The organism is Streptomyces verrucosisporus (genome assembly GCF_017114865.1).
In the GTDB taxonomy this organism is placed as follows: domain Bacteria; phylum Actinomycetota; class Actinomycetes; order Streptomycetales; family Streptomycetaceae; genus Streptomyces; species Streptomyces fenghuangensis.
Genome location: NZ_JADEYH010000015.1, coordinates 80,668 through 102,239 on the forward strand (window position 1 = coordinate 80,668; position 21,572 = coordinate 102,239).

Sequence of the window (21,572 nt, forward strand, 5' to 3'; positions counted from 1 at the left end):
CCGAGCAGACGCTCACCCGCGTCCCCCGGCCCGGCGCCCTTCACCAGCACGACGGGGCAGACCGTCCGCCACCAGCACCGCACGCGCCAGGACAGACGGGGATACGCCCGCCGGAGGTCCTGCAGGAAGGCGTGGACGAGCAGTTTGTCTAGGTCCTCCCGCCGCTCGCCTCTGCGCTCCGAGGCCAGGATCCACTCGGCGAAGTCCAGGAAGCCCCCCGATGTCTTCGGCGACAGGTATCTCTTGGCGCATGAACCAGCGATAGGGGCGGCCGATTCCGGGAAACCGTCCGGACACCGCCAGCCGGAACAGGGCCGTGGGTATCCCCTGCCGCAGCAGCCACCACACCAGTTGCCAGACGGGTCCGATCTGGCCGGCGAGACCGGCCCGGTCCGCCGCCTGGCCTTCCTGAGCGGGAGCCCGGCGGCTGCGCAGCCGGGCGGTGATCTCGGCGTGGCCGTCGCCCCCCTCGCCGCTCCACGGCCCCAGCAGGCACCGCAGCACCTCGTAGTGCCGGAAGCCGATGTGCCCGAAACCGAAGCTCCGCACCGACAAAAGCTCGTACAGTCTGTCCAGCAGCAAGCGGACGTCGTCCGCGCCGGACGGCTCCCCCGTGTCGGCCCGCGCGTGGGGCACCTGCCGCCGGCCGGCGGTCCCCAGCCGCTTCTCCAGGGAGTCGAGGGCGGCGGTGGCGCCTTCGCCACCGAGCCACACCAGAGGGAGGCCGCGTTTCCTCCGGGGCCGCCGGAGCAGGGAACCGATCCACTCCAGGAGGCGGCCGGTGCCGCGCGGTGACCGTGCCCCGGGCGGTCCTCCGCCGTCCTGGTCGGTTCCGCCGCCGCGCGACGCGGTCGCGCCGCTCCCGTTTCCCGCGTCCATGCCCGTGTCCACCCCCGTGATCCGGCCAACCCGCGCTCCGGCTGCTCCCCGAGCGCCGCGGACACAGTCTGCCGAAAGACCTGACGTGACATCAGGGCCTTGTGGAAAACCGTTCCGGCCGCGCTCCGCACCGGCCGTACACCGGTGGGGTAGCGGTCACATCGCCTCGGTGAACGCGTCGTAGGCCCGCCGGTCGAACAGGACGAAGCGGATCTCGTCGAACGCCCCGGCCGCCTCCTCCCGTCCGGTCTCCTCCCGTACCGCGCGCAGTGCGGTGCGGGCGCCGTCGTCCAGCGGCCAGCCGTAGACGCCCGTGGAGACCGCGGGGAAGGCGACGGTGCGGGCGCCCAGTTCGCGCGCCACGCGCAGCGACTGCCGGTAGCAGGAGGCCAGCAGCTCCGAGCGGTCCTCGGCTGCGGACCAGACCGGTCCCACGGTGTGGATCACCCAGCGCGCGGGCAGCCGTCCGGCCGTGGTGGCCACCGCCTGCCCGGTGGGCAGGCCCTTGCCGTAGCGGGAGGCGCGCAGGGCCCGGCACTCGGCGAGGATCTCCGGTCCTCCCGCGCGGTGGATCGCCCCGTCGACGCCCCCGCCGCCCAGCAGGGAGGAGTTGGCGGCGTTGACCACCGCGTCGGCGGACTGCTCGGTGATGTCGCCCTGGACCAGCCGGATCGTGACCATGGGTCCATCCTGCCCGCTGCCGGGGCGGAACGGCATCAGGGCAGGGACGACATCAGGGCAGGGGGAGGCCGGCCGCCCACGCCAGGCCGCCGAGCAGATGGCGCCGGAAGGCGGGATCGGCGTAGGCCTCGGGGCTGTGGCCCAGGGCGGTGTAGAACGAGCGTCCTCCGGTGTTCTCGTGGCACCACGCCAGCGGGTGGTCCTCCCCCATCCCACCGCCCTCGTAGGTGGACTCGTCGGCGGAGAGCAGCACCCGCACCCGGCCGCGCGGGCTGACCCGGAAGTCGTACCACTCGTCGGTGAACGGCCAGGCGGCATCCAGGTGCTCGGTGGCCGGGTGGCCGCGGTCCTCCACCACCGCCACCCCCGGCTGGAGTTCGGGGTGTCTCTCGAAGCGGGCGCCGAGCAGTTCGCCGTACCAGGGCCAGTCGTACTCGGTGGTGGCCGCGGCGTGCACGCCGACGAAGGCGCCGCCGGCGGCGGCGTACTCCCGCAGCGCCTCGCGGCCGTCGGAGGTCAGCACGTCGCCGCTGGTGGAGAGGAAGACCACCGCGCGGCAGCCGCCCAGGGCGGCGGTGAGGACACCGGGGTCCTCGGTGTCCCCGACGGTGAGGCCCAGACCGCCGCCGAGTTCGCGGAGGGCCTCGATCCCGTGCGGAATGGAGTCGTGCCGGTAGCCGGTGGTCCGGGTGAAGACGAGGATCCGTTCAGCGCTCATGCCCTCATGGTCCCCCGCCCCGGCACCGCGCCGGACTACGCTCGTCGGCATGCCAGCACGCATCAAGGACCTGGTCGTGGACGCCGCCGACCACCAGGCGCTCGCCGACTGGTGGTGCGCCGCGCTGGGCTACGAACGCCGCAGGCCGCTGGGACAGCCTCCCCCGCCGGCGGAGTGGGCGGTGGCCATCCACCATCCGCAGGACGCCGGGCCGGTGCTCTGGTTCACTCCGGTGCCGGATCCCAGGACCGGCCGGAACCGGATGCGCTTCGACGTGTGGGGCGACACCGGCGAGCTCCTCGCGCTGGGCGCCACCATGGTCCGGCGGCATGACCAGGACACCGAGTGGGACGTCCTGGCCGATCCGGAGGGCAACGAGTTCGGCGTGTTCGCCCGGCGTGCCCCGGGACTCCACCTCTCGGGCGGAAGGACCACCCCGTGACGGGCACCACCGGCTCCATACCCGGTGCGCCCGGCCCCGCACAGAGGCTCATCGACACGGTGGCGTGGGTGCATCTGCGCGACGGGGTGATCCTGGGTGCCCGCACCCGTGGCAAGGACCTCTTCTACATCCCCGGCGGCAAGCGCCACCCGGGGGAGAGCGACGAGCAGACCCTGCTGCGGGAGGTCGAGGAGGAGCTGACCGTGGCGGTCGTCCCGGGCACGATCGCCCACGTGGGCACGTACGAGGCCCCGGTGGACGCGGGCACCCCTCAGGTGGTGGTGCGGATGGCCTGCTACACCGGCGACTACCGCGGCACGCTCGCCGCCGCCGGCGAGATCGAGGAGGTCCGCCTGCTGTCGTACGCCGACCGCGATCTGGTACCGCCGGTGGACCAGCTGGTCTTCGACGAGCTGTACGCCGCGGGGAGGCTGTCGTGACCGCTCCCGCCGCGGAACTGCGCGAGACCGTGCCCGGCGACCTGCCCTTCCTCTTCCGCTTCCAGCTCGATCCGGAGGCCAACCGGATGGCGGCCTTCACAGTCGCCGACCCCTCGGACCGCGCCGCCTTCGACTCCCGCTGGGAGCGGATCCTCGGCGACCTCGGGATCGTGAGCCGGACGGTGCTCGCCGACGGCGAGATCGTCGGCAGCGCCATGGTCCCCCCCTCCACCGACGGGCCGGGCGAGCGCGAGGTCACCTACTGGATCGCCCGTGAGCACTGGGGCCGGGGCATCGCGGGGCGCGCGCCGGCCGCCCTTCCGGCAGACCACCCGCACCGGCCGCTGTACGCCCGCGCCGCCAGGGACAACCACGGCTCGCTGCGGGTTTTGGACAGGTGCGGGTTCGTGCGCTGCGGCGAGGACGCCGGATACGCGGCTGCGCGCGGTGAGGTGGTGGAGGAGTACGTGCTGGTGCTGCGCTGAGGACTGCTCAGGCGGGGGCGGTCTCGACCGCTCCGGAGCCGGTTCCGGCCTGTCCCACCGGTGCCGCCGTCTCGGATCCGGCCGCTTCGGGAAGGACGGCGTCGCGCCGCAGCAGGGCCGCGTAGCGCCCGTCGCGCGCGATGAGCTCGTCGTGGGTGCCGCGCTCGGCGATCCGGCCGCCGTCGAGGACGACGATCTGGTCGGCGTCGCGGATGGTCGACAGGCGGTGGGCGATCGTCAGCGTGGTGCGGCCCGCGGCCAGGGCGTCGACGGCCCGCTGGACCGCCTGCTCGGTGCGGGTGTCCAGGGCGCTGGTGGCCTCGTCGAGGATGAGGACGGGCGGGTCGCGCAGAATGGTGCGGGCGAGGGCCAGACGCTGCTTCTCACCTCCGGAAAAGCGGTATCCGCGCTCGCCGACGAGGGTGTCGTAGCCCTCGGGCAGCGAGGCGATGTGCTCGTGGATCTGGGCGGCGCGGGCCGCGGCCTCGACCTCGGCGTCGGTGGCGCCGGGGCGGGCGAAGCGGAGGTTGTCGGCGACGGAGGCGTGGAAGAGGTAGGTCTCCTGCGACACCACGCCCACCGTCCGGGCCAGGGAGTCGAAGTCCAGCTCCCTCACATCGACGCCGTCGATGGTGACCCGGCCCGCTGTGACGTCGTACAGCCGGGGCACCAGATAGCTCAGCGTGCTCTTGCCGGATCCGGTCGCGCCGACGACGGCGAGGCTGCTGCCCGCCGGAACGGTCAGGTCGATGCCGCTGAGCGTGGGGGTGGCCGAGTCCGGGTCGTAGGAGAAGCCGGCGTTCTCGAAGCGGACCTCGCCGCGTGCCCGCCCCAGCCTCACGGGCCGGGCGGGCTCGGTGATGTCCACCGGCAGGTCCAGGTACTCGAAGATGCGCTGGAAGAGCGCGAGCGAGGTCTGCACCTGTACGCCGGTGCTCAGCAGTGAGACGGTCGGGCGCAGCAGGCCCTGCTGGAGGGTGACGAAGGCGACCAGGGTGCCGATGGAGAAGGCCGGGCCGCCGAGGTGGAGGAGCAGTCCGGCCGCCCAGTACAGCAGCGCCGGGATGGCCGCCATGATGATGCCGATGACCGACATCCGCCAGCGTCCGGCCATGTTGGAGCGGATCTCCAGGTCCGCCAGCCGCTCCGACTCCCCGGAGAAGGACCGGGTGAGGGAGTCGGCCCGGCCCATGGTGCGGCCCAGCAGGATGCCGCTGACCGACAGCGACTCGGTCACCATCGCCGACATCGCCGCCATCTGCTTCTGCCGCCGGGTGGCGATCTTCTTGCGCTCCCGGCCCACCCTGCGGCTTATCCAGACGAACAGCGGCATCAGCAGCAGGGAGACGAGGGTGAGCCGCCAGTCCAGCACCAGCATCGCCACGATCGTCGCCACCACGCTGGTGAGGTTGGAGACCAGAGAGGTCGCGGTGGAGGTGACCGTGGCCTGCATTCCACCGATGTCGTTGGCGATACGGGACTGGACCTCGCCGGTGCGGGTGCGGGTGAAGAACGCCAGGGGCATCCGCTGGAGCTTGGCGTAGACCCCGGTGCGCAGGTCGTGCATGACGTGCTGGCCGACGGTGGTGCTGATCAGCGTCTGGAGGACGTTGAAGACACTGGTCAGCACCGCCGTGGCGATCATGCCGAGGGCGAGCAGGGACAGCAGGCCGGTGCGCTGCTCGGGGATGGCCACGTCGAGGATCTCGCGCAGCAGGAACGGCGAGGCCACCGACACCAGCGAGGAGGCACCGACCAGCAGTCCGACCACGGCCAGCCGCCCCCGGTATGGGCGGAAGAGGCGCAGGATGCGGCGGATCTGGGCGGGCGGCTGCGGCTCGCCCTTCTCCCTGCCTGGCGGGGTCCAGTCGGGTTCGTCGCGGTGCAATGCGCTCCTTCGGCGGTCGGCGGGGGCGGGGTGGCCGGGGCGGGGCGGAGGCCCGCACGCGGGCGGCCGGTCCCGGCTCACCAGCCTACGGTTGCCCGGGCGCCGAGCGCCCGGACGTCGCCGTGCCCGGGCGGGCGTCCTCCCGGACAGCGGTCCTCCATCCGGGGGCCACCGGTCGGAGGGGCTTCCGGCCGGGAGACGGGGCTGTGCCTGTCGCCCGTCACGACGGCCGGGTGCTGTGCCGGGCACCGGATCCGAATCGCGTACCGGGTCCGCTCCCGCCGCACGTCGCCCCGTCCGCCGCACGGAAAACCCTTTGCCCTCCCACCGGGGATGGCGGAAGGCTTGCACGGCCGCTTCCGTTTGTCCGACATCGAGACCGTTTCCGGGACGTCATGCGCATTCGCGATCTTCCATATCCCGATCCCGGCGACCCCGACGTACGGTCCGGGTTCCGCCTCATGCTCTGGCTGTGGCGCTCACAGCTGGGCGGCCAGCTCAAGGCGCTGGCCTGGGGGACGCTCCACATGGCGGCGGTCGCCTCCTTCCCCCTGGCCGTGGGTGTGGCCGTACAGGCCGCCACCGAGCGCTCCGGGGACCGGCTGGCCCTCGCGGGCGCTCTGACGGTGGCACTGGGTCTGGCGGTCACCGCCGGCGACACCATGCTGCACCGCGCCGCCGTCACCAACTGGATCACCGCCGCAGCCCGGGTGCAGCAGCTGCTGGCCCGGCGGACCGCCGCGCTGGGGGCCGCGCTGACCCGGCGGGTGGCGGCCGGCGAGGTGGTGGCCGTCTCCACCGGGGATATCGAGAAGATCGGCTGGTTCGTCGAGGCCGTCTCCCGCTTCGGCGCCGCTTCGCTGACCACGGCCGGGGTGTGTACGGCCCTGGTGGTGTACGAGCCGCTGCTGGGCGCCGTGGTGACGCTGGGCGTACTGGCGCTGGTGGCGGCCGTACTGCCGCTGCTGCCGCCGACGACCCGCCGGGCGGACGCGCAGCGGGCGAAGGCCGGGCGGGCCACCGAACTGGCCGCCGACACCGTGGCCGGGCTGCGGGTGCTGCGCGGCATCGGGGGCGAGGAGCTGTTCCTCGGCAGGTACCGCGGGGCCTCGCAGGAGGTGCGGCGGGCAGCGGTGCGGACCGCGCGGATGTGGTCGCTGATCGACGCCGTGCAGGTGGTGCTGCCGGGGGTGCTGCTGATCGCGGTGGTCTGGCTGGGGGCGCGGCTGGCACTGGACGGCACGGTCGCCGTGGGCGAGCTGGTGACGGTGTACGGCGCGGTGACCTTCCTGCTCTTCCCGCTTCGGCTGTTCCAGGAGATCGCCATGGCCTACTCCTTCTCCCGCCCGTCGGCCGAGCGGGCCGCCCGGGTCCTGGCGCTGAGCCGCGGGACGCGGACGGAGAACGCGATGGGCAGGCGCGACGGCGCGCGGATGCCGCCGGAGGGCGACCTGTACGACCCCGTGAGCGGGCTGCTCGCCCCGGCCGGAAGTCTGACCGCGGTGGTGTGCGGCGACCCCGACGCCACCGGCCGGCTCGCCGAACGGCTGGGCGGGCACGGCACCGAGTCCGCGGCACAGGCGCCGTCGGTGCTGCTGGGCGGGGTCGCCCTGGACGAGGTGCCGCTGGAGGCGGCCCGTACCGCCGTGCTGGTCCAGGACAAGGACCCGGTGCTGCTGTCGGGCACCCTGGGGGGACTGCTCGACGTGCCGTCGTCCGGTGCGGTCACGCCCGGACAGGCACTGGAGGCGGCCCAGTGCGGCGATGTGCTCGCCGCACTGGCGCGCGCCGGGGGCGCCCCGGACGGCGACCCGATGCGGGCCCGGATCACCGAGCGCGGCAGGTCGCTGTCGGGCGGCCAGCGCCAGCGGCTGGCGCTGGCCCGGTCGCTGGCCGCCGATCCGCGGGTGCTGGTGCTGGACGAGCCGACCAGCGCCGTCGACTCGCACACCGAGGCACGTGTCGCCGACGCGCTGCGCCGGCTGCGGGCCGGCCGCACCACGGTGGTGTTCTCCTCCAGCCCGCTGCTGCTGGACCGGGCCGACCGGGTGGCGTTCGTCTGCGGCGGCACGGTGACCGCCGTCGGCACGCACCGGGAGCTGCTGGCGAACGAACCGGGGTACCGCGCGGTGGTCACCCGTGAGACCGGCGGCGATGACGGCCACGGCACCGGCATGGCCGGCGATGGCGGGCTCGCGGCCGGCCCGGCCGGGATCCGGGGGCCGCGGCACGAGCGGATGGAGGAGAGCGCGTGATCGGCGTCGTACCGCCCGCCCATGATCCCGCCGCGTCCGAGTCGGCCACGACTCTGCCGGTCGGCGCGCCCGGGACCGTGCGCGCCTATGCCGGCGAGCTGGTCCGGCGGCACCGCGGGGCCTTCGCCTTGCTGGTGTCGGTGAACGCCGTCGCGGTGCTGGCCTCCATGGCAGGCCCCTATCTGCTGGGGCGGGTGGTGGAGGACCTCGCGGCGGGGGTCCGCGATCTGCGCCTGGAGCGCACCGTCGTCCTGTTCGCCGCTGCCCTGGTCGTCCAGACGGTCTTCGTCCAGCAGGTGCGGCTGCGCGGAGCGGTGCTGGGCGAGCGGATGCTGGCGGATCTGCGCGAGGACTTCCTGGTCCGCTCGGTGCGGCTGCCGCCGGGTGTGCTGGAGCGGGCCGGTACGGGTGACCTGCTGTCCAGGATCACCACCGACATCGACCGGCTGGCGGGCGCCATGCGCGAGGCGGTACCCCAGCTGTCGATCGGCCTCGTCTGGGCCGCGCTGCTGCTGGGCGCGCTCACGGCCACCGCGCCGCCGCTGGCGCTGTCCGTCGTGATCGCCCTGCCGCTGCTGCTGGTGGGCTGCCGCTGGTACTACCGGCGGGCGCCGGCCGCCTACCGTTCCGAGGCGGCGGGCTACGCGGCCGTCGCCGCCGCCCTGGCCGAGACCGTGGACGCCGGGCGGACGGTGGAGGCCCATCGGCTGGGACCGCGCAGGATCGCGCTGTCCGAGCACCGCATCGGCCGCTGGACGGCGTGGGAGCGCTACACGCTGTGGCTGCGCACCGTCCTCTTCCCCGTCGTCAACGGCACCCATGTGCTGATCCTCGGTTCGGTGCTGATGCTCGGCGGCTTCTTCGTGCTGCGGGGCTGGATCTCGGTCGGCGAACTGACCACGGGCGCGCTGCTGGCGCAGATGCTGGTCGAACCGATCGGCCTGATCCTGCGCTGGTACGACGAGCTCCAGACCGCCCAGGTGTCCCTGGCCCGGCTGGTCGGAGTGCGGGAGATCGAGCCGGAGTCCGGCGACGGCGCACTGCTCCCGGACGGCCGCGAGGTGCGGGCCGACCGGGTGCGGTTCGGCTACGACGCGGGCGACGACGTGCTGCACGGGGTGTCGCTGGACGTCGCGCCCGGTACGCGGGTCGCGCTGGTGGGGCCGTCGGGTGCGGGCAAGTCCACGCTGGGCCGGCTGCTGGCGGGGATCTACGCGCCGCGGACGGGCGAGGTCACGCTCGGTGGGGCCGAGCTGTCCCGGATGCCAGCGGAGCGGGTACGCGAGCACGTGGCGCTGGTCAACCAGGAGCACCACGTCTTCGTCGGTTCGCTGCGCGACAACCTGCTGCTGGCGAGCGCGGACGCCGGTGACGCCGAGCTGTGGGCCGCCCTCGCCGCGGTGGACGCCGACGGCTGGGCCCGGAAGCTGGCCGACGGCCTGGACAGCGAGGTCGGCTCGGGCGGGGAGGCGGTCACCCCGGCCCGGGCCCAGCAGATCGCGCTGGCGCGGCTGGTGCTGGCCGATCCGCACACCCTGGTGCTGGACGAGGCGACTTCCCTGCTGGACCCGCGTGCGGCCAGGCGCCTCGAGCGCTCGCTGGCGCGGGTGCTCCAGGGGCGCACCGTGGTGGCGATCGCACACCGGCTGCACACCGCACACGACGCGGATGTGATCGCGGTCGTGGAGGACGGCCGGATCAGCGAGCTGGGAAGCCACGTCGAGCTGGTCGCCGCCGACGGCGCCTACGCCGCGCTGTGGCGGTCCTGGCACGGCTGATCCCGTCCTTTCTCCCGCGCGGCCCGGAGCGCTCCGGGCCGCGCGGGAGAAAGGCGGGGCGTGCGGCCGGGGAGGGCCCTGCCCGGAAGGGCTCAGCCGAGGAAACCCACGGCCCACAGCCCGCTCAGCCCGCCGGCCAGCATGAAGCCGGGCATCAGGACCTGCACCTCGACCCAGCTGCCCGCCTTGAACCGCATGGGCTTGGGCGTGCCCAGCGGATACCAGCGCTTGCCTCCCACGGGTATCGGCCACAGGACCGGGCAGCCGGAGACGGTGATGGCGTCGCCGAGGTCGTGGACCAGGGCGCCCAGCACGATCGGCAGCCCCAGCCACAGGTACTCCTGGCCGGGCGCGGTGAACAGCCAGTCCGCCCCGTTCCCGGGCTTGTTCAGGATGTCCGCCAGGATCCAGGCGCTGGTCGCCCCCAGCAGCCACACCAGAACGTCGCTGGAGACCCGTGCCGCCCGCCACAGCAGGCCCTCGACGGCCAGCACCATGTGGACGAAGAGGATGCCCAGCACCGCCCAGCGCCCGCCGAGCACCGCGAAGGCCGAGAAACCGGCGCCCACCGCCACCGCCCACAGCCAGGTGTGGGTGAGGGTGCGGTGGCCTCCAGCACGGCGCGGGTCGCCGGACTTGCGGGTGGCCTTGTAGACCGCGCACGAGAGTTTCTCGATCACCATGCACAGCCATCTGGAGAGCGGGCCGAAGGCACGGGAGATCGTCGCCGACTTGTGGTCCAGGTCGGGCGCGAGAGCCGCGCCCGCGCAGATCAGGGCGCCGACCACCAGGACCGGCCACGGCATCGGCCGGTCCAGGGCGTCCGCCACCGCTCCCACCCCCAGCCACGCCGCCGCCCCCGACAGTGAATGCGCCGGTCCCATCATGTGCGTCCCCACCCCATCGCGCTCGCTCCTGCGTTGTGCCGGTGGCACAGCGTAGTGCCGATGATCTTCGTACGGTCGGCCGGTTCCCACCGCGGGCGCCGCGGCAGGCAGTATGGAGGGCGTGACCCTTATCGATCAGATGCCGAGCACCGCAGATCCCGACACTCTCTACGAAGCCTTCTCCGGCTGGGCCGAGGGACGGGGCATCACGCTCTATCCCGCCCAGGAGGAGGCGCTGATCGAAGTGGTCTCCGGGGCGAACGTCATCCTGTCCACGCCGACCGGGTCCGGCAAGAGCCTGGTCGCGGCCGGGGCGCACTTCGCCGCGCTCGCCCAGGACAAGGTCACCTTCTACACCGCCCCCATCAAGGCCCTGGTGTCGGAGAAGTTCTTCGACCTGTGCAAGATCTTCGGCACCGAGAACGTCGGCATGCTCACCGGCGACGCCTCGGTCAACGCCGACGCGCCCGTCATCTGCTGCACCGCCGAGGTACTCGCCTCCATCGCGCTGCGCGACGGCGCGGACGCCGACATCGGCCAGGTCGTGATGGACGAGTTCCACTTCTACGCCGAGCCGGACCGCGGCTGGGCCTGGCAGATCCCGCTGCTGGAGCTCCCCCAGGCTCAGTTCGTCCTGATGTCGGCGACGCTCGGTGACGTCAGCAGGTTCGAGGAGGACCTGACGCGGCGCACCGGGCGTCCGACCGCCGTGGTGCGCTCGGCCACCCGTCCGGTGCCGCTGAGCTACGAGTACCGCACGACCGGTCTGACCGAGACGCTGACCGAACTGCTCGAAACCCATCAGGCGCCGGTCTACATCGTGCACTTCACCCAGGCCCAGGCGGTGGAGCGCGCCCAGGCGCTGATGAGCATCAACATGTGCTCGCGCGCCGAGAAGGACGAGATCGCCAAGCTGATCGGCAACTTCCGTTTCACCACCAAGTTCGGCCGGAACCTCTCGCGCTACGTCCGCCACGGCATCGGGGTGCACCACGCCGGAATGCTGCCGAAGTACCGGCGACTGGTGGAGAGGCTGGCCCAGGCGGGCCTGCTGAAGGTGATCTGCGGTACCGACACCCTCGGGGTGGGCGTCAACGTGCCCATCCGCACGGTGCTGTTCACCGCGCTGACCAAGTACGACGGCAACCGGGTACGGGTGCTGCGGGCACGGGAGTTCCACCAGATCGCGGGCCGCGCCGGCCGGGCCGGTTTCGACACCGCGGGCCTGGTCGTGGCCCAGGCCCCCGAGCACGTCATCGAGAACGAGAAGGCCCTCGCCAAGGCGGGCGACGATCCGAAGAAGCGCCGCAAGGTGGTGCGGAAGAAGGCCCCGGAGGGCTTCGTCAACTGGAGCCAGCAGACCTTCGAGAAGCTGATCGCCTCCGAGCCGGAGCCGCTCACCTCCCGCTTCAGGGTGACCCACGCGATGCTGCTGTCCGTCATCGCCCGGCCCGGTGACGCCTTCGCCGCGATGCGCAAACTGCTGGAGGACAACCACGAGGACCGGCGCAGCCAGCTGCGCCACATCAGGCGGGCGATCGCCATCTACCGCTCTCTGCTGGACGGCGGGGTCGTCGAACAGCTGGACGCACCCGACACCGAGGGGCGCCGTATCCGGCTGACCGTGGACCTCCAGCAGGACTTCGCGCTCAACCAGCCGCTGTCGACCTTCGCGCTCGCCGCGTTCGAGCTGCTGGACCCCGAGTCCCCCTCGTACGCGCTGGACATGGTCTCCGTGGTGGAGTCCACACTGGACGACCCGCGGCAGATCCTGGCCGCCCAGCAGAACAAGGCCAGGGGCGAGGCCGTCGCGCAGATGAAGGCCGACGGCGTCGAGTACGAGGAACGCATGGAGCGGCTGGCGGACATCGGCTACCCCAAGCCGCTGGAGGAGCTGCTCTTCCGTGCCTACGGCGTCTACCGCAAGAGCCACCCGTGGGTCGGTGACCATCCCCTGTCCCCCAAATCCGTGATCCGTGACATGTACGAACGGGCCATGACCTTCGGTGAGTTCGTCTCCCACTACGAGCTGGCCCGCACCGAGGGCATCGTGCTGCGCTATCTGGCCAGCGCCTACAAGACGCTGGAGCACACCGTGCCCGACGACCGGAAGTCCGAGGACTTCCAGGACATCGTCGAGTGGCTGGGTGAGATGGTGCGCCAGGTCGACTCCAGCCTGCTGGACGAGTGGGAGCAGCTGGCCAACCCCGAGGACGAGACCGCCGAGGAGGCCCAGGACCGCGCCGACCAGGTCAAGCCCGTCACCGCCAACGCCCGCGCCTTCCGCGTGCTGGTGCGCAACGCGATGTTCCGGCGGGTGGAGCTGGCCGCCCTGGACAAGGTCGAGGAGCTGGGCGAGCTGGACGCCGAGGCCGGCTGGGACGCCGACGCCTGGGCCGAGGCCATGGACGCGTACTGGGACGAGTACGACGAGCTGGGCACCGGCCCGGACGCCCGCGGCCCGAAGCTGCTGCGGATCGAGGAGCGCCCCGAGGACGGCCTGTGGCGGGTGCGGCAGACGTTCGCCGACCCCGGCGGCGACCACGACTGGGGGATCACCGCCGAGGTCGACCTCACGGCCTCCGACGAGGAGGGCCGGGCGGTGATCAAGGTCACCGAGGTGGGTCAGCTCTGACGGCGGCCGCGGGCTCGCGCTCCGGCCGGCACAGGGGACGGGCCGACCGCGCCGTGCTCAGCGCCAGCGTCAGGCCCATCCGGTGCCAGAGGGCCTCCTCCTCGCCGGCGGCGGTGAGCAGCCTGCGCACGGCCCTCCTGGCCGCGGGGGACTCCGGCCGGGCGGTGGTCAGCTCCGGCCGCAGTTCCTCCAGCCGGGCCCGCTCACCCAGATCCGGTACGGCCTCCCGCAGTACTTCCGGTGTGAGCACCGCGGCGTGGGCGGCGGCGGCCGCCCACGGGTCGTCCGTCCGGCGGACCGCCTGGGCGATCCGCCGGTTGCGCCAGTGGCGCGGACGCCAGTCCTCGCCCTCGGCCAGGATGTGCAGCAGCCCTTCGGGCAGCGGACCGCCGAGCAGCGCCGACTGGTGCTCGGCGACGTCCCGCAGTTCGCTGGCCAGGTAGAACCAGACCACCGCCCGGTACCGGTTGAGGGAGAAACGCACCGGGCCGAAGCAGCCGGCCCGGGCCAGCCGTGTGAAGCGCACCGGAGTGACACCCAGCAGCCCGGCGCCCTCCCGTGCACCGACCAGACGCAACCGCTCACGCAAAGTGGCCGGAAACCCCTCCTCCGCGCGCACCCGTGCCAGCTCGGCCACCGGCACCAGGCGGCGCCGGCCCTCCCGCCGCGGCGCCACCGTCGCCAGTGCGCCCAGCTCCACGGCCAGTTCCAGCTCCCTCGGCCTGATCCCCAGCATCCGGTGCGCCTCGCCCATCGGCACGGTCTCCACCGAGTCCGTCTTCCGTGTACCGGACTTCTCCGCCCTTGCCAGCCCGACCGGCATGGTGATCCCCCTGAGCATCTCGACGACTACCTTGTGTGACGAAGGTAGTCCGCCGCCGATCCGCTCCGGGGAGCCTGTGGAAAACCTGGAGGAAGCCCTGGTGGGACTGTGTCCGGCGGCACGAGCCCGCGGCGGCCCGGCAGGGCGGCGGGCCCCCGGCCGCCGCTCAGTAGCCGTTGCGCATGGCCACTCCCAGGTGCTCGCCGACCCGGTTCACCAGCAGGGTCGTCTCGTAGGCGATCTGGCCCATGTCGGCATCCGCCTCGGCGAGCACGCACAGACAGCTGCCGTCTCCGGCGGCCGTCACGAAGAGCATCCCTTCGTCGAACTCGATCATCGTCTGCCGCGCCCGGCCCACGTGGAAACGGTCCCCCGTGCCTCTGGCCAGGCTGTGCAGCCCGGACGCGACGGCGGCCAGGTGTTCGGCCTCGCTCCGCTCCAGGCTCTGGGCGGCTCCGGTGACCAGCCCGTCGTTCGAGAGCACCAGCGCATGCCGTACCGAAGGCATCCGCTGCGTCAGATCGTCCAGGAGCCAGTCCAGCTCACTGCTCAGGGCCATCCCCGATTCCCCCTTCTCATGGTCACGCGGTGCCAGCCTTACCCACGACGGGCCCCGGGGCAACCACCGATCTCGGCCGCCCGCCACCCGGTCGGAACAGGAAGAAAAACGGAAGCAGGGGTACCGGGACCGGTCACCGGGAAAGGCAACGGCAGTGGACAATGACGACCGTTCGACGGAGTACGACGGGGCACGCGTGCTGGAATTCTTCACCGAGCGGGCCGCCGGCTGGGACGCCCGCTTCCCCGGCGACGGCCCCGCCTACGACGCCGCCGTGGCCGAGCTGGGCCTGTTCCCCGGGGACACGGTGCTGGACGCCGGGTGCGGCACCGGGCGTGCGCTGCCCGCGCTGCGTGCGGCGGTGGGCAGACGGGGCACGGTGGTGGGCGTCGATCTCACCCCGGCGATGCTGGAGGTCGCCGTCCTGGCCGGACGGCACCGCGGCGCACTGCTGACCGTCGCCGACGCCGCCCGGCTGCCGCTGCGCGACGGAGTGCTCGACGCGGTGTTCGCGGCCGGCCTGGTGTCGCACCTGCCCGACCCGGCCGCCGGCCTGCGGGAGCTGGCCCGGGCGGTCCGGCCCGGCGGCCGTCTCGCGCTGTTCCATCCGGTCGGGCGCGCCGCTCTCGCCGCCCGGCACGGGCGCCCGCTCGGGCCGGACGACCCGCGGGCCGAGCCGAACCTCCGCCCGCTGCTGGCCGCCGCGGGCTGGCGTCTGGTCTCCTGCGCCGACGAGGACCACCGCTACTTCGCGCTGGCCGTACGCGGCTGAGGCGCCGCGCGGCCCCTCCATGGGGGTACGCGCGGCGGAGGGCGCCCCGGTGTGTCCCCGGTCTCTCGACGCCGCCCCCTGACATGGCTAGGGTGCGCGGACGATGTCCGGAGAGTCCGGAGAGGAGGCCGACGTGGCAGAGGCACAGGACGCGCGCGGCGAGGGCGACGACGCGCTGTACGTGCTGACCGCGGCGCTGCTCACCCCCGCGCAGTTCCCGAGCGTCCTCGGCGACGACTATCCCGAGGCGTGCGCCGCCCTGGGACTGGAGCCGTACGCGGAGGGCCACGGCCTCGTCCTCGGCCAGGACGGGCAGGGCGCGCGCTGGACCGTCGTCACGGAGGACGTGTCCCTCGTGGCGTGCGCGATCGCCGCCTGGGACTGCGGCATGGAGTACGACCTGTCCCCGGACGAGCGGACGATCGCCGCCGTGCTGCCCGGCTGGCCGCTGGCGCTGGCGGTGGCCGCGCCCGGTGTCCCCGCTCCCCATGACCCGGAGCCCGATCCGGAGCTGGACGGCGGCCGGGCACCGCTGTCCCCGCCGGACACCTCGCACTGGGGTCCGGCACAGCGGCGGCTGGGCGCGGACGAGGTCGCGCTGCAGTGGGCGAACTGGCGCGCCCGGGTCGACGAGAACGTGACGTTCGTCGATCCGGGCGAGAACCCCAACAGCAGGGTCCGCCGGGTTCTGGAGGAGGCCCGCGGCTATGTGCACTCCCCGCCGCCGCCGGGCCGGATCCGTTCCGCCTTCGCCACCGAGCAGGCCCGCACTCTGCGCGCGGACGGGCCCGGCTGGAGCCTGGTGGCGCGGACCGACGACATAGCGTTCGTCCTGCTGGACGACGAGCCCGGCGAGGTGCTCCCGGTGGGCCGCGGTTCGGAGCTGCCGGGGCTGCTCAAGGCCCTGGACGATCTGGCGGTGCGGCCGGACGCGGCGGCCTGAGCTCCGGGCGGCCCGCGCTGGCCGCCGGCCGCCTCCGGGTCAGCGCCCGAGCTCCTTGCGGCTCACCCGCCGCACCCTGCGCCGCTGCGAGGGGTCGAGGGCCAGGTAGGCGATCGCCGGCACACCGACCACCACCGCCAGTGCTATCAGGAAACTGCCGGTAAGCGCCCACAGCAGCAGCCCCACGGCCACACCGCCGACGGCGATCTTTCCACGGTTGGTCATCTTCCACGCCTCCTCCGGCGGCGGTGCGGCCGCCGCTCACTTCGGAGAACGTACGTACGGGCCGCCTGGTTCCGCGTCTTCGTCCCCGTACCGCGGAGCGGGAGGGCGGTGGCAGGGGGCGGTCCGCGGTTCTCGCGGACCGCCCCCTGCCACCGTCCCGGCCCCCGGTCGCACTCCGGCCGGGTTGCGCCGGGGACGGATCAGGAGCGGATCAGGCGAGGCCCTCCATCACGGGGTAGTAGCCACCGGACTGGCCGGCCGCCTTGGGGTGGTACGAGTTGGTGATGTTGAGCCAGTCGACGCTGTGGAGCCATGAGTCGCCGGAGCAGATCTCGTGGCCGGTGAACCTGCCGCGGACATCGCCGAAGGTGAAGCCGTGGTTGGCGACGCGCTTGGCGATGGTGTCGCTCAGGTGGTCGGCCGCGTCGTTGATGGCCGCGCGCGAGGTCTCGCTGAGTCCCACCCAGCAGCTGCCGTTGAGCTTGTAGAAGCGGGGGTAGTTGAGGACGACGACCCGGGCGTTGGGCGCCTTGCTGCGAATGGCGTTGTAGACCGCGTCGAGCTTTCCGGGCAGGGTGTTGGAGATGTAGGTGCGCGCCTCGTTGATCCGCGCGACGCACGCGTTGGTGCCCTGCAGGACACAGGTGGTCATGGCGTCGGCGAAGCCGGCGTCGTTGCCGCCGACGGAGATGCTCACCAGGGTGGTGCTCGACGTCAGGGGGCCGAGCTGGTTGTTGATGACATCACCGGTCTTGGCGCCGGAGCAGGCGGTGAAGTGGAAGGAGGCGGGTGCGTTCGCGTTCTTCCACAGCACCGGATACGCCTTGGTGCTGCGCTTGCAGGACCCACTGGAACTGTCGTAGCTGCCGGCACCGACTCCGGAGGAGTAGGAGTCGCCGAGCGCGACGTAGGAGGTGGCCGCGGCTTCCTGGGCGGATGCCACGCCCGCGCCGCCGAGGCCGAGTCCGACCAGGGCGGCGAGGGTGGCCGCCACGGACGCGAGACGGGACAACTTCATGAAGTCTCCTGGGTGTGGAGGGAGGGGGGGGTGAGGTGCGCCTACTACGTAGTAGCAGTGCGGAGTGCTTTCAGGAAGTGTCCATGCCAAAAATGATTCGGCATTCGGTTGAACAACAGCCCTGCGTCGCCGCAGGTAACGGCCTTTTCCCGACAAACAATCAAGTGTGCTGCCCAGTGGCGGCGAGGGCCCGCCGGCACACCGCCCCGCACGGGAGCACGCTGTCGGTTCCGGCCGGCCGCCGGGTGGCGCGGGGCAAGTGACGCCGGGTCGGAGCGTCTGCCCGGGCACGCGTCCTCCGGCGGCCGGCTCCCTGTCGCCGACCGCCGGGCGGCTCCCGCCCCACCGGAAGCGGACCGTCAGGTCTGCACCTCCGGCTCGTACGCGTCGGGGTGCAGGCCGAACGTCCAGGCGACGCCCTCGCGGGCGGTCCGTGTGGACGGCGGCACCCTCAGCCAGTACGTGCGGTGCGTACCGTCCGGCTCGGGGGTGGAGTTGACCACCTCGACCGTCAGCACGGGCTCGTCGCCCTCCAGATCGATCCGCCACAGCACGCCGGTGGAGTCCCGGTGGACCGGCCGGGCGCCGGACTCGGCCAGGTAGCGGTCGTAGCCGTAGTGCTCCAGCATCACGCGGCGCAGTTCGGCGTTCTCCTCCGCACGGATGCGTTCGGGGGTGAGTGCGTCCAGCCCGGCTAGGAAGTCCGCCGGGACCGGCATGCCCTTCCAGGCGTACAGGGCGAACCCGTCGGGGAAGACCACTGCGGGGCCGTCGCCCCGGTCGAGCCGCCCGGCCTCGTCGCGGTGGAGTTCCAGGGGACGCTCGGCGACGACCGCCACCCGTTCGTAGGGCCACCACCAGCCGGCGGTGCGGGCGACCGCCGCGAGCCCCTCCAGCGGACCGGTCCCGTCTCCGCCCGCGAGGGCCGCCAGCCAGGGTGCGTCGTGCTGGCCGAGCACCGCGTCCAGCAGGGCCAGCCGCACCGCGCCCTCGTCCGCGGACGTGGGCGCCGACTCCTCGACGACGCCGGCGCGTACGCGTTCCACCAGGAGCGCGGTGGTCTCCCACAGCGGCGCGCCGGTGCGCGCCCAGTGTTCCGCCCACCCCACCGGGCCCAGTCTCCCGTGCAGTCGTTCCCGTTCCCCCGCCCACGGCAGGGTGCGAACCTCCCGCCGTACGCTGCGGCCCGCTCCTCGCAGGGCCCGTACGGAGGCCACGGCCTCGCGCGGCGAGCCGGCCCACACGATGCGCTCGGGCTCGGCGAGCCCGGCCGTGCGGTACGCCAGGCGTACCCCGGCCTCCGCGGCGGACCGGTCGGCCGGGCCGGTCCGCGCCGCGATCCGGCGCCACCTCTCCGCCTCGCCCGCCAGATCCGCCGATTCACTCGTTTGAGTGTTCGTCACCGTCACCGTCGTCACTTCCTCTCCGCTCTTCCCCGCCCGGCCCACGAAGTTCAGTCGGCGACGATCCGCACGGCGCCCGGGACGTACTCGCGTTGCCGGACCACCGGTACCAGCCCCTGGGCAGCGGTATCGCGGCGTGCTCCTCGTGCACCACCCGCCCGCCGTCGGGGAGGTGGAGCAGCAACGGCCCGTACGGCCCCGCCTCCCGGACGAGCCGGCCCGGTCCCACCACGGCATGCGCGTGCCCGGTGACCTCGCCCAGGGCCAGCACCATCCGCCCCCGGGCGTCCCGCGGCACTCCGGACCGCTCCGCAGCGGTGACCGGCACGGCCTCCTCGTCCACCGGCACGATCAGCACGTCTCCCTGGCGGTACACGCGACTCTCCCCTCGACGTCCGCGCCGGTCCGTCCGGCGGCGGTGAACGGAAAACTAGGGCAGGGGTCTGACAGACAGCTTCGAAGGACCCGGCCCCGCACGGCGGACTGTCAGCGGCGGTTGATAGAACCTTCCGTACTGTCGGCACGCGTTCGGGGGAGCCCCATGACCGTCAACGAGCACCTGCGGGAGCTGTACGCCCTGCCCGCCCACACCTACCTGCCGCCCGGCGCGGACGGCGGCCCGGCGGGCACCCTGCCGGCGGCCGCCTCCGTGGCCTGGCGCCTGTTCTACGACTCCTACGACGACGGCTTCCCGGCCGAGGACTTCGAGGACGTCTGGCGCGGCTTCCTGGCGGCCGTGGACACCACGGCCGTCCGCGCCCTGATCATCGGCCAGTGGGGCGAGTGCTACGACAGGGACTCCGCGTTCATCGTCGAGTTGCTCGCCTCGAACGCGGACCGGTTCCCCGCCCTGGAGGCCGTGTTCATCGGCGATCTGGTGGCGGAGGAGGCGGAGATCTCCTGGATCGAGCAGGCCGACGTCACCCCGGTCCTGGAGGCCTACCCCCGGCTGCGCGAGTTCGGGGTGCGCGGCGGTTCCGGCCTGACGCTCCGCCCCCTGCGCCACGAGCACCTGCGCACCCTGGTGTTCGAGGCGGGCGGGCTGCCCGGCAGCGTCGTGCGCGCGGTCGCCGAAAGCGACCTGCCCGCGCTGAGCCGGCTCGATCTGTGGCTCGGCGTCAGCGGGTACGGGGGCGACGCCACCGTGGAGGACCTGGCTCCGATCCTCACCGGGGAACGCCTGCCCGCACTGCGCAGCCTGGGGCTGAAGAACAGCGAGCTGCAGGACGAGATCGCCGCCGCCGTGGCCGGCGCGCCCGTGGTGGCGCGGCTGCACACGCTGGACCTGTCCATGGGCACCCTCACCGACAGCGGTGCCGGGGCGCTGCTGAGCGGGCAGCCGCTCACCCATCTGGCACGGCTCGACCTGGCCCACCACTACCTGAGCGACGCCGTGATGGAGCGGCTGCGCGAGGAACTGGGGAGCGCCGGAGTGGACGTGGACCTCTCCGACCAGGAGAAGCCGGACGAGTACCGCGACGAGGTCTGGCGCTATGTCGCCGTCTCCGAGTGATCTCGGCGCCGGCGACCTCGGCGGTGGAGCGCCGCGGTTCGCCGTCGTCGGCAACCCCGGGAACCGCCGGGTGGAGTCGTTCGCGGCGGCCGTCGCCGGCGCGGGACTGCCCGCGCCCCGCGTGCTGCCGTGGGCCGAGGTGCTGACCGGCGGCGCGCGGTTCGCGGCGGGGGAGACCGTACGGATCGACTCGCCCGGCGAGGACCCGCGGGTCGAGCGCCTGCTGCGCGGGGTGGACGATCCGGCACGGGTGGAGGGCACGGCCCGCTGGTACGCGAACTTCACCGCGGCCGTGCGCCGTGTCGCCGGGGCCGCCCGGTCCGCCGGGTGCGCGCTGCTGGACGGCCCGGACGATCTGGCGGTGCTCTTCGACAAGCGGCTGTGCCACGGGGTGCTGACCGAGGCGGGTGTCCCGGTGCCCCCCTCGCCGACCTCCGGCCCCGGCGCCGCGCCGGTGACGGGCTGGGAGGACGTGCGCGCGGCGATGAGCGATACGGGGATGCGCCGGGCCTTCGTCAAACTCGTCCACGCCTCCTCCGCCTCCGGGGTGCTGGCCGTCGAGTCGGGCGGACGCGGCCGGTGGCGCGCGATCACGTCCGTCGAACGTGCCCCGGACGGAAGCCTGTTCAACTCCCTGCGGGTGCGGCGCTACGACGGCGAGTGCGACATCGCCGCCGTGGTCGACGCCCTGGCGCCGGACGGCCTGCACATCGAGCGCTGGCTGCCCAAGGCGTCCCTGCACGGCAGGGCGGCCGACCTGCGGGTGGTCGTGGTGGCCGGGGAGGCGACCCATGTCCTGGTGCGCACCGGCCGCTCCCATATGACCAACCTCCATCTCGGCGGCGCCCGCGGCGACCTGGCCGCGGCCCGTGCCGCGGCGGAGGCGGCCGGAGTGCCCTGGGCGCGGGTGCTGGAGGTGTGCGAGCGGGCCGCGGTCTGCTTCCCCGCCACTCTGTGCGTCGGTGTGGACCTGCTGCCCGCCACCGGCTGGCGTCGTTTCGCCGTCGGAGAGGTGAACGCCTTCGGCGACCTGCTGCCCCGGCTGACCGGGCTGGCCGGCAGCCGGGCCGAGGGCCGGGACACCTACGCGACCCAGGTCGACGCCGTTCTGCGCGGTGCGGTACCGGATCCGCCGGCTGCCGGCCGGCCGGCAGCCGGCGGATCCGGAGGACAGCAGGAGGCCCGCCGTGCAGCGGCCTGACCACATCGAAACCCGCGTGGGCGTCCC

At 73.3% G+C, this 21,572-nt stretch carries 20 protein-coding genes and 1 pseudogene; 10 read left to right on the top strand and 11 right to left on the bottom strand.

The genetic code is table 11. The features are described 5' to 3' along the window. Nucleotides 1-12 precede the first annotated feature (12 nt). The 3 genes from IQ279_RS17450 to IQ279_RS17460 all read right to left on the bottom strand — a co-directional run bounded on the left by IQ279_RS17450 (nt 13) and on the right by IQ279_RS17460 (nt 2,278). The gene (locus IQ279_RS17450) at nt 13-879 is read right to left on the bottom strand and encodes a hypothetical protein (RefSeq protein ID WP_206349481.1); all 867 of its coding nucleotides are present in this window, start codon (nt 877-879) and stop codon (nt 13-15) included. 156 nt (nt 880-1,035) lie between these two features. After that, nucleotides 1,036-1,560, bottom strand: coding sequence for an O-acetyl-ADP-ribose deacetylase (locus tag IQ279_RS17455; RefSeq protein ID WP_206349482.1), 525 nt, complete (start codon nt 1,558-1,560; stop codon nt 1,036-1,038). Between the two features lie 52 nt (nt 1,561-1,612). Then, entirely contained in the window at nt 1,613-2,278 is a 666-nt protein-coding gene (locus IQ279_RS17460) for a ThuA domain-containing protein (protein ID WP_206349483.1), read from the bottom strand. Between the two features lie 49 nt (nt 2,279-2,327). Between IQ279_RS17460 and IQ279_RS17465 the strand changes: the two genes are divergently transcribed. Genes IQ279_RS17465 through IQ279_RS17475 form a run of 3 tightly spaced genes read left to right on the top strand, consistent with a single transcriptional unit; the run spans nt 2,328 to nt 3,645 of the window. Then, entirely contained in the window at nt 2,328-2,720 is a 393-nt protein-coding gene (locus IQ279_RS17465; protein WP_206349484.1) for a VOC family protein, read from the top strand. Continuing rightward, complete coding sequence (locus IQ279_RS17470) at nt 2,717-3,160, top strand: NUDIX hydrolase (RefSeq protein WP_307792406.1); 444 nt, start codon at nt 2,717-2,719, stop codon at nt 3,158-3,160. The genes IQ279_RS17465 and IQ279_RS17470 overlap by 4 nt, the downstream gene beginning before the upstream one ends. Then, a complete protein-coding gene (locus IQ279_RS17475) occupies nt 3,157-3,645 on the top strand; it encodes a GNAT family N-acetyltransferase (RefSeq protein WP_206349485.1) in 489 nt (162 codons plus the stop codon). Before IQ279_RS17470 ends, IQ279_RS17475 begins: the two co-directional genes overlap by 4 nt. 7 nt (nt 3,646-3,652) lie before the next feature. Here IQ279_RS17475 and IQ279_RS17480 read toward each other — a convergent pair whose 3' ends face one another. Next, nucleotides 3,653-5,533 (bottom strand): ABC transporter ATP-binding protein, encoded by a 1,881-nt coding sequence (locus tag IQ279_RS17480; RefSeq protein ID WP_206349486.1) that lies wholly within the window; start codon nt 5,531-5,533, stop codon nt 3,653-3,655. A gap of 395 nt (nt 5,534-5,928) precedes the next feature. Here IQ279_RS17480 and IQ279_RS17485 point away from each other — a divergent pair, with 395 nt between their 5' ends. Both IQ279_RS17485 and IQ279_RS17490 read left to right on the top strand, forming a co-directional pair. After that, nucleotides 5,929-7,788 carry an ABC transporter transmembrane domain-containing protein gene (locus tag IQ279_RS17485; protein WP_206349487.1) on the top strand — a complete coding sequence of 620 codons (1,860 nt, stop codon included), beginning with the start codon at nt 5,929-5,931 and terminating at the stop codon, nt 7,786-7,788. Further along, nucleotides 7,785-9,566, top strand: a complete 1,782-nt coding sequence (locus tag IQ279_RS17490; protein ID WP_206349488.1) for an ABC transporter ATP-binding protein — start codon at nt 7,785-7,787, stop codon at nt 9,564-9,566. Before IQ279_RS17485 ends, IQ279_RS17490 begins: the two co-directional genes overlap by 4 nt. Before the next feature lie 92 nt (nt 9,567-9,658). On the opposite strand, the gene IQ279_RS17495 is transcribed toward IQ279_RS17490, so the two are convergent. Beyond that, complete coding sequence (locus IQ279_RS17495) at nt 9,659-10,453, bottom strand: metal-dependent hydrolase (RefSeq protein ID WP_206349489.1); 795 nt, start codon at nt 10,451-10,453, stop codon at nt 9,659-9,661. A 121-nt stretch (nt 10,454-10,574) separates the two neighbouring features. On the opposite strand from IQ279_RS17495, the gene IQ279_RS17500 reads away from it, so the two are divergent. Continuing rightward, the gene (locus tag IQ279_RS17500) at nt 10,575-13,088 is read left to right on the top strand and encodes a DEAD/DEAH box helicase (RefSeq protein WP_206349490.1); all 2,514 of its coding nucleotides are present in this window, start codon (nt 10,575-10,577) and stop codon (nt 13,086-13,088) included. On the opposite strand, the gene IQ279_RS17505 is transcribed toward IQ279_RS17500, so the two are convergent. Both IQ279_RS17505 and IQ279_RS17510 read right to left on the bottom strand, forming a co-directional pair. Beyond that, nucleotides 13,066-13,929, bottom strand: coding sequence for a DUF6397 family protein (locus IQ279_RS17505; RefSeq protein WP_206349491.1), 864 nt, complete (start codon nt 13,927-13,929; stop codon nt 13,066-13,068). The two genes, IQ279_RS17500 and IQ279_RS17505, sit on opposite strands and share 23 nt — an antisense overlap. 148 nt (nt 13,930-14,077) lie before the next feature. Next, the gene (locus IQ279_RS17510; RefSeq protein ID WP_206349492.1) at nt 14,078-14,470 is read right to left on the bottom strand and encodes a roadblock/LC7 domain-containing protein; all 393 of its coding nucleotides are present in this window, start codon (nt 14,468-14,470) and stop codon (nt 14,078-14,080) included. 154 nt (nt 14,471-14,624) lie between these two features. Between IQ279_RS17510 and IQ279_RS17515 the strand changes: the two genes are divergently transcribed. Both IQ279_RS17515 and IQ279_RS17520 read left to right on the top strand, forming a co-directional pair. Beyond that, nucleotides 14,625-15,242 carry a class I SAM-dependent methyltransferase gene (locus IQ279_RS17515; protein ID WP_206349493.1) on the top strand — a complete coding sequence of 206 codons (618 nt, stop codon included), beginning with the start codon at nt 14,625-14,627 and terminating at the stop codon, nt 15,240-15,242. 103 nt (nt 15,243-15,345) lie between these two features. Next, entirely contained in the window at nt 15,346-16,185 is an 840-nt protein-coding gene (locus IQ279_RS17520; RefSeq protein WP_372445169.1) for a hypothetical protein, read from the top strand. 39 nt (nt 16,186-16,224) lie between these two features. Here the strand turns inward: IQ279_RS17520 and IQ279_RS17525 are convergent, their stop codons facing one another. From IQ279_RS17525 to IQ279_RS17540, 4 genes and pseudogenes are all read right to left on the bottom strand, one after another. Beyond that, the gene (locus IQ279_RS17525; RefSeq protein ID WP_206349495.1) at nt 16,225-16,410 is read right to left on the bottom strand and encodes a tail-anchor membrane protein; all 186 of its coding nucleotides are present in this window, start codon (nt 16,408-16,410) and stop codon (nt 16,225-16,227) included. Nucleotides 16,411-16,621: 211 nt separating this feature from the next. Further along, nucleotides 16,622-17,428: an SGNH/GDSL hydrolase family protein gene (locus IQ279_RS17530; protein ID WP_206349496.1), complete on the bottom strand. Its 807-nt coding sequence runs from the start codon at nt 17,426-17,428 to the stop codon at nt 16,622-16,624. Nucleotides 17,429-17,787: 359 nt separating this feature from the next. Further along, on the bottom strand, nt 17,788-18,837 hold the full coding sequence (locus IQ279_RS17535; protein ID WP_307792407.1) for a DUF6745 domain-containing protein: 1,050 nt from the start codon (nt 18,835-18,837) through the stop codon (nt 17,788-17,790). Nucleotides 18,838-18,881: 44 nt separating this feature from the next. Next, nucleotides 18,882-19,207 (bottom strand): annotated as a pseudogene (locus tag IQ279_RS17540) (DUF8820 family protein). Nucleotides 19,208-19,372: 165 nt separating this feature from the next. On the opposite strand from IQ279_RS17540, the gene IQ279_RS17545 reads away from it, so the two are divergent. Then, nucleotides 19,373-20,344, top strand: a complete 972-nt coding sequence (locus IQ279_RS17545; protein WP_206349497.1) for an STM4015 family protein — start codon at nt 19,373-19,375, stop codon at nt 20,342-20,344. Further along, the gene (locus IQ279_RS17550; protein ID WP_206349498.1) at nt 20,325-21,545 is read left to right on the top strand and encodes an STM4014 family protein; all 1,221 of its coding nucleotides are present in this window, start codon (nt 20,325-20,327) and stop codon (nt 21,543-21,545) included. The genes IQ279_RS17545 and IQ279_RS17550 overlap by 20 nt, the downstream gene beginning before the upstream one ends. The last annotated feature ends 27 nt before the right edge of the window (nt 21,546-21,572 follow it).